At 73.6% G+C, this 17,017-nt stretch carries 20 protein-coding genes; 5 read left to right on the forward strand and 15 right to left on the reverse strand.

Features of this window, described 5'->3' with window-relative positions:
* Positions 1 to 78: 78 nt before the first annotated feature.
* On the reverse strand, positions 79 to 1,251 hold the full coding sequence (locus tag ACZ3TI_RS35440; protein WP_465733701.1) for a zinc-dependent metalloprotease: 1,173 nt from the start codon (positions 1,249 to 1,251) through the stop codon (positions 79 to 81).
* A 148-nt stretch (positions 1,252 to 1,399) separates the two neighbouring features.
* Positions 1,400 to 3,019 (reverse strand): D-alanyl-D-alanine carboxypeptidase/D-alanyl-D-alanine endopeptidase, encoded by a 1,620-nt coding sequence (gene dacB / locus ACZ3TI_RS35445; RefSeq protein WP_465733703.1) that lies wholly within the window; start codon positions 3,017 to 3,019, stop codon positions 1,400 to 1,402.
* 76 nt (positions 3,020 to 3,095) lie between these two features.
* On the opposite strand from dacB, the gene ACZ3TI_RS35450 reads away from it, so the two are divergent.
* Positions 3,096 to 3,587, forward strand: a complete 492-nt coding sequence (locus ACZ3TI_RS35450) for an inorganic diphosphatase (protein WP_030059594.1) — start codon at positions 3,096 to 3,098, stop codon at positions 3,585 to 3,587.
* 147 nt (positions 3,588 to 3,734) lie between these two features.
* On the opposite strand, the gene ACZ3TI_RS35455 is transcribed toward ACZ3TI_RS35450, so the two are convergent.
* The 3 genes from ACZ3TI_RS35455 to ACZ3TI_RS35465 all read right to left on the reverse strand — a co-directional run bounded on the left by ACZ3TI_RS35455 (position 3,735) and on the right by ACZ3TI_RS35465 (position 5,739).
* Positions 3,735 to 3,944 carry a dodecin gene (locus ACZ3TI_RS35455; protein WP_402225363.1) on the reverse strand — a complete coding sequence of 70 codons (210 nt, stop codon included), beginning with the start codon at positions 3,942 to 3,944 and terminating at the stop codon, positions 3,735 to 3,737.
* 144 nt (positions 3,945 to 4,088) lie between these two features.
* Positions 4,089 to 5,048, reverse strand: coding sequence for an asparaginase (locus ACZ3TI_RS35460; RefSeq protein WP_465733706.1), 960 nt, complete (start codon positions 5,046 to 5,048; stop codon positions 4,089 to 4,091).
* A 76-nt stretch (positions 5,049 to 5,124) separates the two neighbouring features.
* Entirely contained in the window at positions 5,125 to 5,739 is a 615-nt protein-coding gene (locus tag ACZ3TI_RS35465; RefSeq protein WP_465733708.1) for an RsiG family protein, read from the reverse strand.
* 540 nt (positions 5,740 to 6,279) lie between these two features.
* Here ACZ3TI_RS35465 and dtd point away from each other — a divergent pair.
* Positions 6,280 to 6,720: a D-aminoacyl-tRNA deacylase gene (gene dtd / locus ACZ3TI_RS35470; RefSeq protein WP_465733710.1), complete on the forward strand. Its 441-nt coding sequence runs from the start codon at positions 6,280 to 6,282 to the stop codon at positions 6,718 to 6,720.
* A gap of 24 nt (positions 6,721 to 6,744) precedes the next feature.
* Here dtd and ygfZ read toward each other — a convergent pair whose 3' ends face one another.
* The 3 genes from ygfZ to ACZ3TI_RS35485 all read right to left on the reverse strand — a co-directional run bounded on the left by ygfZ (position 6,745) and on the right by ACZ3TI_RS35485 (position 8,938).
* On the reverse strand, positions 6,745 to 7,707 hold the full coding sequence (gene ygfZ / locus ACZ3TI_RS35475; protein ID WP_465733777.1) for a CAF17-like 4Fe-4S cluster assembly/insertion protein YgfZ: 963 nt from the start codon (positions 7,705 to 7,707) through the stop codon (positions 6,745 to 6,747).
* A 19-nt stretch (positions 7,708 to 7,726) separates the two neighbouring features.
* Entirely contained in the window at positions 7,727 to 8,209 is a 483-nt protein-coding gene (locus tag ACZ3TI_RS35480) for a Fur family transcriptional regulator (RefSeq protein WP_465733712.1), read from the reverse strand.
* Between the two features lie 126 nt (positions 8,210 to 8,335).
* The gene (locus ACZ3TI_RS35485; RefSeq protein ID WP_465733714.1) at positions 8,336 to 8,938 is read right to left on the reverse strand and encodes a heme-binding beta-barrel domain-containing protein; all 603 of its coding nucleotides are present in this window, start codon (positions 8,936 to 8,938) and stop codon (positions 8,336 to 8,338) included.
* 349 nt (positions 8,939 to 9,287) lie between these two features.
* Here ACZ3TI_RS35485 and ACZ3TI_RS35490 point away from each other — a divergent pair, with 349 nt between their 5' ends.
* Positions 9,288 to 9,650 (forward strand): DsrE family protein, encoded by a 363-nt coding sequence (locus ACZ3TI_RS35490; RefSeq protein WP_465733716.1) that lies wholly within the window; start codon positions 9,288 to 9,290, stop codon positions 9,648 to 9,650.
* 13 nt (positions 9,651 to 9,663) lie between these two features.
* On the opposite strand, the gene ACZ3TI_RS35495 is transcribed toward ACZ3TI_RS35490, so the two are convergent.
* The 7 genes from ACZ3TI_RS35495 to ACZ3TI_RS35525 form a co-directional block, all read right to left on the reverse strand.
* Positions 9,664 to 9,936, reverse strand: coding sequence for a DUF3099 domain-containing protein (locus tag ACZ3TI_RS35495; protein ID WP_465733717.1), 273 nt, complete (start codon positions 9,934 to 9,936; stop codon positions 9,664 to 9,666).
* Positions 9,937 to 9,998: 62 nt separating this feature from the next.
* Positions 9,999 to 10,289, reverse strand: a complete 291-nt coding sequence (locus tag ACZ3TI_RS35500; protein WP_030059605.1) for a DUF1416 domain-containing protein — start codon at positions 10,287 to 10,289, stop codon at positions 9,999 to 10,001.
* 40 nt (positions 10,290 to 10,329) lie between these two features.
* On the reverse strand, positions 10,330 to 11,166 hold the full coding sequence (locus ACZ3TI_RS35505) for a sulfurtransferase (protein WP_465733719.1): 837 nt from the start codon (positions 11,164 to 11,166) through the stop codon (positions 10,330 to 10,332).
* Between the two features lie 241 nt (positions 11,167 to 11,407).
* On the reverse strand, positions 11,408 to 11,488 hold the full coding sequence (locus tag ACZ3TI_RS35510) for an Ms5788A family Cys-rich leader peptide (RefSeq protein WP_350517234.1): 81 nt from the start codon (positions 11,486 to 11,488) through the stop codon (positions 11,408 to 11,410).
* 238 nt (positions 11,489 to 11,726) lie between these two features.
* Entirely contained in the window at positions 11,727 to 12,461 is a 735-nt protein-coding gene (locus tag ACZ3TI_RS35515; protein ID WP_465733721.1) for an LmeA family phospholipid-binding protein, read from the reverse strand.
* Positions 12,462 to 12,666: 205 nt separating this feature from the next.
* Positions 12,667 to 13,977 carry a hypothetical protein gene (locus ACZ3TI_RS35520; RefSeq protein ID WP_465733779.1) on the reverse strand — a complete coding sequence of 437 codons (1,311 nt, stop codon included), beginning with the start codon at positions 13,975 to 13,977 and terminating at the stop codon, positions 12,667 to 12,669.
* A 14-nt stretch (positions 13,978 to 13,991) separates the two neighbouring features.
* Positions 13,992 to 14,285, reverse strand: coding sequence for a MoaD/ThiS family protein (locus ACZ3TI_RS35525; protein ID WP_465733723.1), 294 nt, complete (start codon positions 14,283 to 14,285; stop codon positions 13,992 to 13,994).
* Between the two features lie 718 nt (positions 14,286 to 15,003).
* Here ACZ3TI_RS35525 and ACZ3TI_RS35530 point away from each other — a divergent pair.
* Both ACZ3TI_RS35530 and ACZ3TI_RS35535 read left to right on the forward strand, forming a co-directional pair.
* Entirely contained in the window at positions 15,004 to 15,735 is a 732-nt protein-coding gene (locus ACZ3TI_RS35530) for a winged helix-turn-helix transcriptional regulator (RefSeq protein ID WP_465733725.1), read from the forward strand.
* Positions 15,736 to 15,926: 191 nt separating this feature from the next.
* Positions 15,927 to 17,003, forward strand: coding sequence for a LacI family DNA-binding transcriptional regulator (locus tag ACZ3TI_RS35535; RefSeq protein ID WP_465733727.1), 1,077 nt, complete (start codon positions 15,927 to 15,929; stop codon positions 17,001 to 17,003).
* Positions 17,004 to 17,017 lie beyond the last annotated feature (14 nt).

Here is a 17,017-nt window from a genome sequence, read left to right on the forward strand (position 1 = left end):
GAGCGGGTTTGACCACCGCGCGCCGCTTGCCGCCCGGCTCGCCGCGCGGCAGCGTCCGGTCGGCCCGCTCGGACACGCTCAGCGCGCCACCCGGGCCACCCAGGCGGCCGGGTCGTGGATCTCCTCCTTGGTCGGCAGGGTGTTCGGGGAGGTCCACACCCGGTTGAACCCCTCCATGCCGACCTGCTCCACCACCCCGCGCACGAACACCGCGCCGTCCTGGTACTGGCGCAGCTTGGCGTCCATGCCCAGCAGCCGGCGCAGCAGCAGGTCCAGCCGGTTCGCACCGCGGTCCCGGCGCTGCTGGAACTTCTCCCGGATCTCCGCGACCGTCGGCACCACCGCCGGTCCAACCCCGTCCATCACCACGTCCGCGTGGCCCTCCAGCAGCGACATCACCGCCGTCAGACGGCCGAGGATCTCGCGCTGCGCGGGCGACTGGACGATCTCCAGCAGGTTCGACGAGGAGGAGCCCTCCCGGCCGCCGACACCCGGGAGCCCGCCCAGCGAGCCCGCCGCGTCCCGCAGCCGGTCCAGCAGCGCGCCCGGGTCGACGTCCGTCTCGGAGAGGAAGGACTGCACCTCGGACTGGATGTGGTCGCGCAGCCACGGCACCGCGGTGAACTGTGTGCGGTGCGTCTCCTCGTGCAGGCAGACCCAGAGCCGGAAGTCGGACGGGTCGACGTCCAGCTCCCGCTCGACGTGCACGATGTTCGGCGCCACCAGCAGCAACCGGCCCGGCCCGGGACCGTCCGGCCCCAGCCGCGGCTTGTCGAACAGCGCCGCCGGGCTGTCCGGGGCCTCCAGCGAGGGCTCGGCCGGGGCGAAGGTCTCGTACTGGCCCAGCACCTTGGTCGCCAGGAACGCCAGCAGCGCCCCGACCTCGATACCGGTCGCCTTCTCCCCCACGGTGCCGAACACCCCGGCCGTCGCGCTGTTCGCCCGGCGCGCCTGCAACTTCTCCACCAGCGGCTGGACGACCGTACGGAAGCCCGCCACGTTGGCCCGCACCCACCCGGGGCGGTCCACCACCAGCACCGGCGTCGCCGCGGCCCGGGCCAGACTCGACGACCGCATGCCGGTGAACGCCCGTACGTGCTCCTCCGCCTCCAGGGCGTGCCGACGCAGCTCGGCGACCACCGCCGCCGCCTCCGCGCGGCTCACCTCCGGCCCCGGCCGCACCAGCCTGGTCGCAGTTGCGACCGCGAGGTTCCAGTCGACCATGTCAGCACCGCCACTCGCGCTCGTCATGCCCTCACCGTACGTGCTCCCCACCACCAACGGCAGCCACCCGCCGGGAACACCTCCCCCCGGGCACCCCGCGACCGGGCATCCGCACGCCCGCCGGCACCCCAACTCCCGGGCGGTGAGGCCGTCCTGGCACCGCGCGCCGGGCGGCTCAGCGGCAGCCGCAGGCGGCGATGCGGGCGGCGACGCGGTCCATCGCGGCGCGGGCGGTGTCGACGTGGACGGTGGCGGGGGTGCGGGTCATGACGGCGAAGGCGAGGAGGCGGCCGTCGGCGTCGACGACGGTGCCGGCGAGGGTGTTGACGCCGCTGAGGGTGCCGGTCTTGGCGCGGATCAGGCCCGCCGCGGCGGATGCGCCGGAGGCGGAGCCGTAGCGCTTGCCGAGGGTGCCGGTGAAGCCGGCGACCGGGAGGCCGGTGAGGACCGGGCGCAGCGCGGGGTGCCGCTCGGAGGCGGCCAGGGAGAGGAGTCGGACCAGGACGGCGGGCGGTATCAGGTTGTCAGGGTGCAGGCCGCTGCCGTCGTTGAGGACCACGTCGCCCATCGGCACGCCGAGCCGGGCCAGCTCCTGGGTGACGGCGGCGGCCGCCCCCTCGAAGCTCGCCGGCTGGTGGGCGGCGAGCGCGACCTGACGGGCGATCGCCTCGGCGAGCTGGTTGTCGGAGGTGGTCAGCAGGCGCTCGACCAGCCGGTCGAGCGTGGGCGAGTCCACCCGGCCGAGGACGGGCGCGTCGGCGGCGGCCGGTGCGGCAGCGGGCTTGGCCCTGCCCTCGACGGTGATGCCCTGGGCCCTGAGCAGGGCGGCAAAGGCGTCGGCGGCCGCGGAGGCCGGGTCGGCGACGCGGTTCGGCGCGTCCTCACGGCTCTTCGGGTCCGCCTTGGCCTCGTCCACCATGAACGGGACGACCAGCGCGATGTTCTGCGCGTCGTGGTTGCGGTGCTGCGGGCTGCCCGTGTACATCGACAGGTCGTAGTCCAGCCTGACCGTGGTGGTGCCGGCGGCGGCGAGGGCGGCGGCGGTCTGCCGGGCGAGGGCGTCCAGCGAGGCGGGGGCGGTGTCGGCGTCGGCGGGCTGTCCGCCGATCTGCACCTGGTCGGCGGGCAGCGCGGTCAGCGTCGGGTCGCCGCCGCCGACCAGGGTGACCGTGCCCGGCTCCGCGCCGCGGACGACCCGGGTGCTCAGCCGGGTGTCGCCGGGGATCAGGGACAGCGCCGCGATCGCGGTGGCCAGCTTGGTGGTGGAGGCGGGGGTGGCCGGGGCGTTCTCCCCCGAGCCGTACAGGAGTTGGCCGCCGGTGGCGTCCGCGACGGCGAGGGTGACCTCGCCGAGGCTGTGGTCGGCGACGACTGCGGCGAGCGCCTGCTGAAGGCCCTGCGCGGTCGGGACGGCGGTCTCCGGACCGGCCTCGGCGACGGCCAGGACGGCGCCCGGCGCGGGGACCGGGCGCGCGCCGGAGGAGTCGCTGCCGTCGGCGGCGGACGCGGAGCCGGCGGGCGACCCGGACCGGCGGCCGGGCGGGGCGCTCGGACCGTCGCCCGGTCGCGGCTTGGCGCCGCCCTTCCCGTGGTCGTCCTTCTTCCCGCCGTGGCCGCCCTGGGCGTCGCGGTCCTCGTCCTCGCCCTGCCCGGCGCTGTGCCCGCCCGGCGGCGGGGCGGGCTGCGCGTACGCACCACCCGAGGTCAGGACCGTTCCGGCGACCAGCAGTGCCGCTCCGAACAGCCCCGCGGCCGTCCCCCTGCGGCGGCGAGCCGCGCCTCCCCCTGCTCCCACCGACCGGCCCCTCTCCCGAGCACTCGCTCCCGTAGGAGACACTTGGATTCTGTCAGTCCCTACCTTGGAGGAACCGTTGGAGTTCGACGTCCTTATCGAAATCCCGAAGGGCTCTCGTAACAAGTACGAGGTCGACCACGAGACCGGCCGCCTTCGGCTCGACCGGATGCTCTTCACCTCGACCCGCTACCCGGCCGACTACGGCTACGTCGAGGGCACGCTCGGCGAGGACGGCGACCCGCTGGACGCCCTGGTCATCCTGGACGAGCCGACCTTCCCGGGCTGCCTCATCAAGTGCCGCGCCATCGGCATGTTCCACATGACCGACGAGGCCGGCGGCGACGACAAGCTGCTCTGCGTCCCGGCGACCGACCCGCGCTGGGAGCACCTGCGCGACATCCACCACGTGTCGGAGTTCGACCGCCTGGAGATCCAGCACTTCTTCGAGGTCTACAAGGACCTGGAGCCCGGCAAGTCCGTCGAGGGTGCCAACTGGGTCGGCCGCGCCGAGGCCGAGGCCGAGGTCACCGCTTCGATCAAGCGCCTGGCGGAGCAGGGCGGCCACTGAGCCGTCGTTCCGATCTCGTTTGATTCCCGTTCGATTCTCGTTCGATCGAAGCGGTTCGAGGTAGGTCGGGACAGCCCGGGGCCGGGGTCCGCGGATTCGTCCGCGGACCCCGGCCTCTGCCGTTCCCGCCGGAGTCGGCCTGACCGGTCAGTCCTCCAGCCGGAAGCCGACCTTCATGCAGACCTGGAAGTGCTTGATCCGGCCGTCCTCCAGATGGCCCCGGACCTGCGAGACCTCGAACCAGTCGAGGTTGCGCAGCGTCCGGGCGGCCCGCTCCACCCCGTTGCGGATCGCGGCGTCGACGCTCTCGGTCGAGGACCCGACGATCTCGGTCACCCGGTACACATGGTCGGTCATGGCGGACTCCCTCAGCTGTGCGACGGCCCCCGGTCCACCGTGCACCGCGCCCGCGCCGCCCGCACCCCGACGGGCGGCCACCGACCTCCGTACAGGGGGTCCGCGGGTCCTGAAGGGTCCTGAGGGGGTCCTGAGGTTCCTGCCCTAGAACGCCGCCCGGACCTGCCCGACCGGAGCGCCGCCGCCGAGCAGCGGGGCCGAGCCGATCCGCTCGACGGTCTCGTCCGCCCCGGTCACCCCGAGCCGGCGCAGGGCGGCGGCCAGCACCGGGCCGCGGGCGCGCTCGCCGCCGTCGTCGATCTTGAAGGCCAGCGCCCGCCCGTCCGGCAGCGCCACCACCTGGACGGCCTCGGCGCCCATCTTGGACAGCGCGCCCGGGACCGCCCGCATCAGCCAGGTGTCGGCCCGGCGGGTGCCGGCCACGTACTCGGGGTGGGCGCGCATCGCGTCGGCGACCCGGCGCGGCGCGGAGCCCTCGGCGGCCAGCACCAGGCCGCGGTAGCCGCGGGCCAGGCCGGTCAGCGTGACGGCGAGCAGCGGGGCTCCGCAGCCGTCCACGCCCGCGTGGGCGGGGGTCTCGCCGGTGCCCTCCTCCAGGGCCTCGCGGGCCAGCTCCTGGATCGGGTGGGCCGGGTCGAGGTAGCTCGCGGTGTCCCAGCCGTTGGCCACGCAGGCGGCCAGCCAGCCGGCGTGCTTGCCGGAGCAGTCCATCAGGATCGGGGTGCGCAGGCCACCGGCGCCGAGCAGCAGCTCCGCCTCGACCTCGTCCAGCGGCAGGTCGGCCGGGGTGCGCAGGGCCGACTCGTCGAGCCCGGCGGCACCGAGGATGGCCCGCACACCGGTCAGGTGAAACGATTCCGCAGAGTGGCTGGAGGCCGCCAGCGCCAGCAGCTCGCCCTCGATCGCCAGCCCGGCCCGCAGCGTCGCCACCGCCTGGAACGGCTTGGCGGTCGACCGCGGGAAGACCGGCGCGTCCGGGTCGCCCAGCGCGAACTCGACCGAGCCGTCGGCGGCGAGCAGTACCAGGGAGCCGTGGTGGCGGCCCTCGACGAAGCCGGATCGTATGACCTCGGCGAGAACGGGCGCGGTGGCGAGCTGGGACATGCGGGTTGTGCCTTCCGGGGCGAGGGTGAACCGGGAGCGAGCCGGGCCCCGCACCCGCCCGCATCGACTCACCCGGTCAGAGCGGCCCCCCTGCGAGCAGGTCGTCGACCCGTGCTTCCCCATCACGGTACCTGCGGGTGATCTCGGCATTGCAACCGTCGGCCGTCCGCAGCAGCCGCTGGCGCCGCCCGGACACCTCCCGCTCGTGCGCCCGCAGCCGCTCCAGGGCGGCCAGCAGCTCCTCCGCCGGGTGCGCGGCCAGGTCGGCCAGCTGGACGTCGCCCATCAGCTCGTCCGCCTCCAGCCGGGACTCCCCGGTGCGCGGGGGGCCGAGGGTGACGTGCCGGGCCGAGCGCCGCACGGTGGAGGGCGCGTCGGTCAGGATGGCGGGCAGCCGGTCCAGCAGGTCGCCGGGGGCCGGGTCGGGCAACCCGGCCGTACGGACCGGGCCCACGCCGGGGCGCCGGTCGAGCTCGGCGCGCAGGATGTCCATCCGCCCGTGCAGCAGCCGCCGCAGGTAGGACAGGTCGGCCTCCTGCTCCAGGGTCTCCCGGCGCAGCACCCGCAGCTGGTCCAGCCCCAGCCCCTCCAGATCGGGCTCGTCCGCCACGTCCGCCACCGGACCGTGCGGGTCCCCGGGAGCCCGCACCACCCGCCCGGACCGGTCCCGCGCCGCGCTGCTCGCGTCCATCACCCAACCACCTGCCGTCGTCCGATCCCGCCCGCTCGCGGCACCCCGTCCCTGCCGCCGGTCCGGCCCGTCCCCCGACGGGCTCGGCGTTCCGTCCGTCGGCACGCCCGGGAGCCCCCCGGAGGTTCCGATCCCCGGCCGCGACCACCCGTGGGGGCGACACCGCCAGAACGCCTGACCTACCGGCTCGACCGCCCGGCCGAACCCGGACCCGGCGCGGCGGACCTCATGGCGCCCCGGACCCTTCGTACAGTCCCCCAGCGTGCCACCCCGCCCGGCGCGCGCGCACCGCCCGTGCACCCGAACGGCCCCCTGGCGAACGGGGGTGGCTGATACGACCGGTCCTTTCCGCAGGAAGAGCGGCGCCCGACCCCGCGCAGGCGTGCACCCAACGGCGTGCGCCACCCTCGTACGCGCCCCTCTCGTGCGCCTGGGGCGGCCCCTGTGACGCACGTGGGGGATGCGCACGCTTCACCGGGCCCCGCGGGACGGACCCCGACCCCCTCCGGCCGCCGTACGGCGCTCCGGCACAATGGCCGCATGCGAGCAGTGGTGCAGCGAGTGACCGAGGCCCGGGTGACCGTGGCCGGTGAGACCGTCGGCGCGATCGAGGGGCCCGGGCTCTGCGTCCTGGTCGGCGTCACGCACGACGACACCCCCGCCAAGGCCGCCCAACTGGCCCGCAAGCTCTGGACGCTGCGGCTGCTGGAGGCCGACGAGGAAGGGGTCGAGCAGAGTTGCTCGGACCTCGGGGCCCCGCTGCTGGTGATCAGCCAGTTCACGCTCTACGGCGACGCCCGCAAGGGCCGCCGCCCCACCTGGAACGCCGCCGCCCCCGGTCCGGTCGCCGAGCCGCTGGTGGACGAGGTGGTCGCCCGGCTGCGGGAGCTGGGCGCCAAGGTGGAGACGGGCCGGTTCGGCGCCGACATGCAGGTGGCGCTGGTGAACGACGGCCCGTTCACCGTCCTCGTCGAGGTCTGAGACCCGGACCCACGAGGACCCGCGCTACTGCGAGACGATCACGTCCTGCGTCCCCGGCACCGTCCCGGCCAGCAGCACCGCGTCCACCGGGACGTTCCGCTTCACGATCGCCAGCGCGATCGGCCCCAGCTCGTGGTGCCGGGCCGAGGAGGTCACGAAGCCCAGCGCCCGCCCGTCCGGGTCGGAGGCCAGCCGCACCTCGGTGCCGTGCGGGGGCAGCGTCTCCTCGGTGCCGTCCAGGTGCAGGAAGACCAGCCGGCGCGGCGGGCGGCCCAGGTTGTGCACCCGGGCGACGGTCTCCTGGCCGCGGTAGCAGCCCTTCTGCAGGTGGACGGCGGTGCGCAGCCAGTCCACCTCGTGCGGGATGGTCCGGTGGTCGGTCTCGAAGCCGAGCCGGGGCCGGTGGTCCTCGATCCGCAGGGCCTCGTACGCCCAGACCCCGGCCGCCGGACCGTATCCGGCGGTGAGCTCCTCCAGATCGCCGCGCGGCACGAACAGGTCCCGCCCGTACGGGAGTTCGCGGACGGCCGCCACGCCCTCGACGGACGCGGCGGAGCCGGCCGGCAGGTGGACCACGGCGTACTCGGCGGTCGCGTCGGCGACCTCCACCCGATAGAAGAACTTCATGCTCTCCAGGTAGGCGACCAGCGCGCCCTGGGTGCCCGGCTCGACGTGCGCCCAGGTGGTGGTGCCGTCGTCCACCAGGTAGAGCGCGTGCTCGACGTGCCCGTTCGGGGAGAGCACCAGCGCCTCGGTGGCCCGCTGCGCCGGCAGCTCGCTGACGTGCTGGGTGAGCAGCAGGTGCAGCCAGGTCAGGCGGTCCGCTCCGGTGACGGTGACCACCCCGCGGTGCGAGAGGTCGACGAAGCCGCTGCCCTGGGAGAGATTGCGTTGCTCCCGGAAGATGTCGCCGTAGTGGGCGGCGACGCCCTCGTCGGCCCCCTCGGCGGGGACGGCTCCGGGCAGGGCAAGCAGCGGGCTCTTCACACCGGTCATACCGGCCAGCTTACGACCGGCCGTCCGCCAGCTTGGCGGTGCAGTCGGCGCAGCGGCCGAAGATGGCGAAATGCTTGAGGTCGGTGTCGAAGCCATGCTGCGCGCGCAGGCTGTCGATCAGCGGCTGGGCGATCTCGGTGCCGGTCTCGGTGACCTTCTCGCAGTCCCGGCAGACCAGGTGCAGGTGGTGGTGACGGCCGGCCAGGTGGTAGGTCGGGGCGCCGTGGCCGAGGTGGGCGTGCGAGACCAGGCCCAGCTCCTCGAGCAGCTCCAGGGTCCGGTAGACGGTGGAGATGTTGATGCCGCTGGCGGTGCGCCGGACGTGGCAGAGGATGTCGTCGGGGGTGGCGTGATCGAGCACGTCGACGGCCTCCAGCACCAGCTGCCGCTGCGGGGTGAGCCGGTAGCCGCGCTCGCGCAGGTCGGCCTTCCAGTCGTCGGAGAGGTGCCAGTCGCCGGAGAGCTGCCAGTCGGTGGTGCCGGTGTCCGCCACGGTGCTGTCCCTGCCAAAGTCGGGGGTCCTGATGCCAGTGTAGGGACCGGCCGCGGGCCGGTCCCTACACTTTCGCCGACTGTGCCGTCGGTCGGGCCGTGCTTTCCTGAACGCCTACGCGAACGCCTACTTGAAGAAGGCGATGCCGTCGTCCGGCAGGTCGTTGATGTCCTTGATCAGCTGGGCCGGGCTGAGCACCTTCTTCAGCTGCGCGGACATGTACGGGCGCAGCGGCACGTTCGGGGCGGCCTTCTCGCCGACCCAGAGCAACTCGCCGTTGACGAAGCCGTACAGCCGCTTGCCGCCGGAGTACTCCGGCGAACCCTCGATCCGGGCCACCGCGTCGGTGGAGACGTCGATCTGCGGCTTGCCGTCGGCCAGCTCGCCGTACCAGATCTCGACCGTGCCGTCGTCACGGACGGAGGAGATCTCGATCCCGCGGGCGCCGGTGGTGCCGTCCTGGTTGCTGGTGATGCGCCAGAACGCGTGCTCGTTCTCCAGCGGGCGGACCTTCTCGCCCTCCTCGTTCAGCACCCAGGTGCGGGAGCGGAACTCCAGGAAGGGCCGGCCGTCGTGGCGGATCACGATCTCCTGGCCGAAGTTGCACTTCTCCGCGCCCGGGCCCCCTTCACCCGGCAGAGGGGCGTAGACGCCCGCGCCCTCCCAGGTGCCGAGGAGGAAGGCGAGCGGCACGACGTCCTTGTGGAGGTCAGAGGGGATCTCGATCATGTTCCTGGTCGCTGTCGTCGTCGGTGTGGGGCTGCCTCAACCGTACGGCAGGCTCAGCGCTGGCCCTGGTACAGCTTCATCACCGAGAAGATGGCGAACCAGGTGATCAGCACGGCCATGAGGGCCAGCAGACCGTCGAAGAACATTTCCAGACCGGACACGGGGGGCTCCCAGGCGGCGACAGTGTGGTGGATTTTGCTGCGCTCACTCTATCCGTCGGGCTCCGGGCGGTCGCGGTGAGCCCCACCACGTCACCTTCGCGCGCCGGGGCCGTCACGCCGCCCAAGCTTTGCCCAAGGGTTCCGGGGATGACGGACGGCGGGGGCGGCGGGACCTCTATGGTGGCGCCATGTCGAAGAAACTGGTCATCAAGGTCACCGCAGGGGCGGACGCGCCGGAGCGGTGCTCGCAGGCGTTCACGGTGGCGGCGGTGGCCGTCGCCAGTGGGATCGAGGTCTCGCTCTGGCTGACCGGGGAGTCCTCCTGGTTCGCGCTGCCGGGCCGGGCGGCGGAGTTCGAACTGCCGCACGCGGCGCCGCTGCCGGACCTGCTGGAGTCGATCCTCGGGGCCGGCTCGGTGACGCTGTGCACCCAGTGCGCGGCCCGGCGCGGGATCGAGCAGAAGGACACCGTCGAGGGTGTCCGGATCGCGGGCGCGCAGGTCTTCGTCAGCGAGATCATGGCGGACGGCGTCCAGGCGCTCGTCTACTGACGCCCGCCGGCGGCTACGGCCGCTGCTCGTGGTCGGGGCGGTCCCGGTCGTGGCCGGGCTCGTCCCACTTCGGGTCGTCCCAGCGCGGGTCGTTCCACCAGTCGTCGTCCGGGTCCCGCTTGTTGGCGAACACCGCGGCGGCCGGCGGGATCACCATCGCGACCACGCACATGCCGATCGCCGCGCCGACCGAGAAGAACCGCACCACGCCCCAGGCCATGACGAACAGGCCCAGGCACACGCCCATCATGACGAAGTAGTAGCGACGCCGCCGCCTTGCCTGCACCCCTCCACGGTAGACCGAAGGCCCCTGCCGGAGCAGGGGCCTTCGGTGCTGCGTCGTGTCGGTCAGACCGCGATCGCGACCTCGACGGCGGTGCCCTGGGAGGCCACCACCTGACGGTCCACGGTCTGGCCCGGCACCAGCGCGCGCAGGGTCCACTTGCCCGGGCGGGCGAAGAACCGGAACTGGCCGGTCGCCGAGGTGGGCACCTCGGCCGTGAACTCGCCGCCCTCGTCCAGCAGCCGGACGTAGCCGTTGACCGGCTCACCGTCGCGGGTCACCGAACCCTGGATGATCGTCTCGTTCGCCACGTCAACTCCTGCCAGGTCCGGGCCGCCGGCCTTCGCACCGCACATGTCTGTACTTCCCTTCTGACTTACGGGTCGAGCCGGGGGCTCAGTTGCTGCCAAGCTCGATCGGCACGCCGACCAGGCTGCCGTACTCGGTCCACGAACCGTCGTAGTTCTTGACGTTCTCCTGGCCGAGCAGCTCGTGCAGCACGAACCAGGTGAGCGCGGAGCGCTCACCGATGCGGCAGTAGGCGATGGTGTCCTTCGCCAGGTCGATGCCCTCGGCCTCGTACAGGGCCTTGAGCTCGTCGTCGCTCTTGAAGGTGCCGTCGTCGTTGGCGTTCTTGGCCCACGGGATGTTGCGGGCGCTCGGCACGTGGCCGGGGCGCTGCGACTGCTCCTGCGGGAGGTGGGCCGGGGCGAGCAGCTTGCCGGAGAACTCGTCGGGCGAGCGGACGTCGACCAGGTTGAGCGAGCCGATGGCGGCGATCACGTCGTCGCGGAAGGCGCGGATCGACGAGTCGGCGGCCTGCGCCGTGTACTCGGTGGCGGGGCGGGCCGGCACCTCGGCGACGAGGTCGCGCGAGTCCAGCTCCCACTTCTTGCGGCCGCCGTCCAGCAGGCGGACGTCACCGTGGCCGTACAGCTTGAAGTACCAGTAGGCGTAGGAGGCGAACCAGTTGTTGTTGCCGCCGTACAGCACGACGGTGTCGTCGTTGGCGATGCCCTTGGCGCTGAGCAGCGCCTCGAAGCCCGCCTGGTCGATGAAGTCGCGGCGGACCGGGTCCTGGAGGTCCTTCTTCCAGTCGATCCGGACGGCGTTGCGGATGTGGTTCTTGTCGTACGCGGAGGTGTCCTCGTCGACCTCGACGATGACGACCTTCGGGTCGTCCAGGTGGGCCTGGACCCAGTCGGCATCGACCAGGACGTCGCTGCGGCTCATGGTGGTGTTCTCCATCCGAGGGCGGTTTGCGGAAGGTCTTGCTGGTGCTGCTCAGGAGGTTCTGCAGAGCACCCGGGCGAGAGATGGTCCGAATCCATGTCCGAATAATGGGACGAGCGGACGGACCGGGGTGACCGGGCGGGGAACTGCGGAGAACTTCGGCGCCGGCCCGCGAGTACGGCCGGGAACGGTCACCAGGGGGATCGGCGGCGGGCATCAACTGCCCTGCCAGGACGCCGAGTCAGCGCATTCGACACAGACAGGCGGCCACGCGGCACAGGTCGACCGCCCGCCGCTTCGTGAGATCCGTCTGTCGCTTCATGCCGACGATGCTAGGGACACCGACGGCCCGCTGTCATCAGCGTATCGAATACTGGGATCGAAACGGTCGCATGGCGAGATTTGGCCCCTTCCCGGTCCGTCCGGCCCCACCGGGCCGCCCCTCGGCGGCGCACAACGGGCAGAAACGACACCGCTCCGCGGTCCGCGCCGGACAGCGCGTCTCGCGGAGCGGAACGTTTCGGCAGGATGTCGGCGCCGACGACCGGCGGCTTGGGGGCTCAGCCCAGGAGCTTGACGCCCTTGCCGTCGAAGGTCAGCTGGAGGCCCTCCGGCAGCGGCGTCACGCCGTCCTTGTCACCGTCCTTCGCGGCCAGCTTCAGCCCGGCCGGCAGCGTGTCGAGGGTGAAGCTCATCGGCTCGATCTGCTGGTTGGTGATCCCGGCGACCATCCCCGCCAGCGAGCTGAGCCGGAAGCCGTCCACCGTCACGGTGTTCCCGTCGTTGTGCACGGTGCCCTCGCCGATCGCGATCGGCCCCAGCGAGGCCTTCACCTTGCCCGGCCCGCCGTACGACAGGCTCAGCCGGGAGTTGCTGCCCACCGGCAGCTTGGTGCCGTGCAGCAGCTGGGAGGCCGGCGGCAGCAGCTGCGCGAGGTCCGGGTAGGAGATCACCCCGCTGCCGGTGCCGCTGTCCACCGTGGCGCTGTTCATGCTGTCGCTCACCGTGACGCCGGCGAGCTTGGCCTTGAACGAGTGCAGCGCCACCTGGCGGCCGCCGTCGCCGACGGTCACGCCGTCGGCGGAGATCCGGACGTCGTCCAGCTTCATCGACAGCACCTGGGTGAGGAACGGGAAGCCCTCGATCGAGACGTCCGGCCGCTGGCTCATCCGGCCGCTCTTCACCATCCGGTCGGCGGCCTCGTCCTCGGCCACGCCGACCGCGATCCGGTCGGCGCCCACCAGGAGGCCGGAGAGCACCGCCAGGCCGATCGTGGCCTTCAGCCATCCGCGCATCGTCTCCCCCGTCGTCGCCGGTCGCTGTCGTTGGTTGCTGCGGTCGTTGGTTGCTGTCGTTCGCTTGTCGTTCGCTGCTGTCGTTCGCCGTTCCGCGGCGGCCACCGGACGCGGCCGCTTCCGCACGACCGTACGACGTCCGGCCCCGGAGCATGGTTCCGGGGCCGGACGTCGTACGGGAAGCGGCGCCTGGGCGCGCGGAGGGTCAGGCCAGCAGGTCGGTGGCGATCCAGATCAGCGGCGCGGCCACCGCCAGCGGCAGCGCCACGCCCGCCGTCATGTGCACGAAGCGGGACGGGAAGTCGTACGCCGCGACCCGGCGGCCGACCAGCGCCCCCAGCCCGGCGAGCGCACCGAGCGCCGGCGGCGCACCCACCAGCAGACCCAGCGCCACGGCCGCGACCAGGCCCAGGACCGGGCCCAGCTGCTTGGGACCGGGCAGCGGCGCAGCGGCCAGCACAGTGGCCAGCGCGACCGCGCCCACCCCGGCCGGCACCCAGTCGGCCAGCAGGAACGCGGTGCACAGGGCCGTCACCACGGTCGCCGAGCCCAGCACGGTCAGCGCGTAGAAACGCTCCTTCGGGTCCGACGGACGGAACGTCTGCAGCACCAGGACCAGCAGGAAGAACCCGCCCAGGGTGCCCACCACGGCCGCCACGCCACCGTCCGCGTCCGCCAGCAGCACCGCGGCGTCCGCGGTGAGCCCGGCCAGCGCGGCGAGCAGGATGCCCTGTCGGGCCGGCCACATGCCGTTCAGCCGGAACCAGCCGGCCGCCGTCAGCAGCTGCAGCAGCGCCACCACCAGGGCCAGCGCCACCTGCCCGAGCGCGGCACCGCCGGCCAGCAGCGCGGCCGTGCCGGCGGTGATCAGGGCGGGCTGCAGGCCCGGGTCGATGATCGGCGAACCGGTGCGGCCACCCGGGCCGACGGCCGGGACGGGCTGCGCCGGGACGGGCTGCGGGGGAAGGGGCTGCGCGGGGACGGCCGCGAACGGCGCCGCGCGCGGAGCGCCCACCGGCGCCGCCGGACCCGCCGGGCCAGGGGCGGGCGGGCGCTTGAGCGTCATGGTCGGCGGGTCGAAGGCCTCCGCCGCCTGCTGCGCGGCAGCGGGCTGCGGCGCCGGGGCAGCGTGCCGGGCCCGAGCCCGGGGCTGCGCCTGCGGCTGCGGCTGGACCGGCGGCTGGTGCTGCTGCGGCGGCACGGCGGGCATCGGGCCCGACCCCACCACCGGCGGCAGCAGCGTGGTGGCCGCGGCGTCGTCCAGCGGCGGCCAGGGCGGCAGCAGGGCGGTCGCGGCCGCGTCGTCGAAGGCCGGCACCGGCGGCAGCAGGCTGGTCGCCGCCGCGTCGTCCACCGGATAGCCGTACGGCGGCTGCTGCCCCTGCTGCTGCGGCGGGTACTGCGCGTGCTGTGCGTGCTGTCCGTGCTGCGGGTACCCCTGCGGAGCCTGGGGCTGCTGGGGCTGCTGGGGCTGCTGCGGCCATTCGCCGTAGCCGCCGCGGTTCGGGTTGTTCATGTCCGTCACGCCGCTCAGCCTCCCGCGAACGGCGGGAGGACCTCGACCGTCCCGCCCTCGGTCAGGACGACGGTCGCGTGGTCGCGGGCACCCACCTGGGCGCCGTCGACCAGGTACGAGCTGTGCCCTAGCAGCCGGACGAACTTCGGCTTGTCGGCGTGCCGCTCCTTGGCCGCGGCCAGCGCCTCCGCCAGGGTCGCCGCCTCGTACGGCTCCTCGGCCAGCCCGGCCTCGGACTTCGCCGCCGCCCAGTAGCGGATCGTCCCGCGCACCCGGGCGCCGCTCGCGGGCTCGGTGGTCGCGCCCATCGGGCCACCCCTTCTCGTCGTCCTCGCCCGGCCCCGGTGCCCCGGTCCGGCTCGCCACCGGGGCGCCCCACCCGACCACCCGAACGATGGACCCGCGCAGCGCCGCCGATGTGCGTCCCATGATGGCGTGTCCGCCGCCACGACCGGCAATCGCCCTGGCCCGACAGGTGCGGAACGCCGCTCGAAGCTGTGTCCAGGCTCACCCGGCGTACGCCCGGTGGGGGCACTTCCCAGCCGTTTTCGGCCGGGGGAGGGGCAAGCGCCGGATGCGAACACTCCCGGCGCGGGTGCGGGTCGGCTATCCTCGACCACCAAGAGGGATCCGGGCAGAGTCGCCCCCGGGTCCTTTTGTGCTTTCAGGACGCCAGTACGGACGTTCTTGCGATTCGTCGGTCCACCCCCGGCGCGCCGCAGGGACCGCCCCGACCGACGCGGCACAACGGCGTGCCACGACCGGTCGGGACGTCGCCACCCGGCGCCCGGGCCGCCGCCCGGGGACCGGACCAGACCGGAGGGTTCGCGTGACGAGCAGGGCAGAAACGGTGCGCCAGGGGTTGCGGGACCCCCGGCGGGTCCGCCGTCGAGCCCTGCGCGCCGCCGACTCCCCCGGCGCACCCCGGACGCCCGTCCTCCTCTCCTCCCCCTCAGCACGTGCGCCATCCGGCTGTGGCGGCAGCCGTCACGCGACCGCGACGACCCGGAAAGGGGACCACCGGGTATGAGTTCTCTCCTCCTCCTCACCAACGCGCTGCAGCCCTCGGCCGAGGTGCTGCCCGCCCTCGGCCTGCTCCTCCACAACGTCCGGGTGGCCCCCGCCGAGGGCTCCGCCCTGGTGGACACCCCCAGCGCGGACGTCATCCTGGTGGACGGCCGACGCGACCTGCCGCAGATCCGCAGCCTCTGCCAGCTGCTCCGCTCCACCGGCATCGGCAGTCCGCTGATCCTGGTGGTCACCGAGGGCGGCCTGGCCGCCGTCACCGCCGAATGGGGCATCGACGACGTCCTGCTGGACACCGCCGGCCCGGCCGAGGTCGAGGCCCGACTGCGGCTCGCGCTCGGCCGCCTCCAGGTGGCCATCGACGACAGCCCGATGGAGATCCGCAACGGCGACCTCTCGGTCGACGAGGCCACCTACTCGGCGAAGCTCAAGGGCCGGGCGCTCGACCTCACCTTCAAGGAGTTCGAGCTGCTCAAGTACCTCGCCCAGCACCCCGGCCGGGTCTTCACCCGGGCGCAGCTGCTGCAGGAGGTCTGGGGCTACGACTACTTCGGCGGCACTCGGACGGTGGACGTCCACGTCCGGCGGCTGCGCGCCAAGCTCGGTGTGGAGAACGAACAGCTGATCGGCACCGTGCGCAACGTCGGCTACCGCTTCGTCGTCCCGGAGAAGCCCGAGAAGGGCGACCGCCCAGAGCTCGCCCAGCACCCCGCCGGCACCCTGGACGCCTGACCCGCGGGCCGGGCGGGCCGTCCCCCGCCCGGCTTCCCCGGTCCACCGTCCGGACTCCTCCGGCGCGCTGCCCGGCTTGCCCGGTTCGCCGCCCGGCTTGTCCGGTTCATCCCGGAGCCACCCGCCGTCCACCGGGGAGCGGCCCCAGGTCCCCACTGCCGCCCCGGAGACCACACGCGTAGACTCCACCCGTGGCCAAAGTGACGCGCGACGATGTAGCCCGACTGGCTGGAACCTCGACCGCGGTCGTCAGCTACGTCATCAACAACGGACCGCGCCCGGTCGCACCCGCGACCCGGGAGAAGGTCCTCGCGGCGATCGAGCAGCTCGGCTACCGGCCGAACAGCGTCGCCCAGGCGATGGCCTCCCGCCGGACCAACCTGATCGGCATGGTCGTCCCGGACGCCCGCCAGCCCTTCTTCGCCGAGATGGCGCACGCCGTCGAACGCGCCGCGTCCGAGCGCGGCAAGCTCGTGCTGATCGGCAACTCCGACTACGTGGACGACCGCGAGGTCCACTACGTCCGCGCCTTCCTCGGCATGCGCGTCTCCGGCCTGATCCTGGTCAGCCAGGGCCCCTCGCAGCGCGCCGCGGAGGAGTTCGCCGCGATGGAGGGCGCCAAGGTGGTGCTGCTGCACCGCCGCCCCGAGGCGATCGACGACGTCGCGGTGGTCACCGACGACGTGGGCGGCGCCGAGGCCGTCGTCCGCCACCTGCTGGAGGTACACGGGCACCCGTACGTCGCCTGCTTCGGCGGCCCGGTCGAGTCCCCCGCCCCCGGCGACCCGGTCATCGACCACGTCGAGGGCTGGCAGCGCGCCATGGACGCGCACGGCATCCCCACCGAGCCGCACCTGATCGACGCCCCCTTCCACCGCTACGGCGCGTACGAGGTCGCCCTCGACGTGCTGCGCTCACCGGACCGGCCGCGGGCGGTCTTCTGCTCCACCGACGACCAGGCCATCGGCGTGCTGCGGGCCGCCCGCGAGGTCGGCCTGCGCGTCCCCGAGGACCTCGCGGTGGCCGGCTTCGACGACGTGCCGGAGGCCGCGCTCGCCGACCCGCCGCTGACCACCGTCGCCTCCGACCGCGACGCGATGGCCCGGGCCGCCGTGGACCTGGTGCTGGACGACTCGCTGATGGTGCCCGGCTCGGACACCGAGCGGGTCCGCAAGTTCCCGTCCCGCCTGGTCATCCGCCGCTCCTGCGGCTGCGCCGGCACCGCCCCCGGCCGGCCCGCCGCCGGAACCGACCATTCCACTCCGTAGGCTGCCTGACCAGG

Source organism: Kitasatospora sp. NPDC023120 (assembly GCF_055560835.1).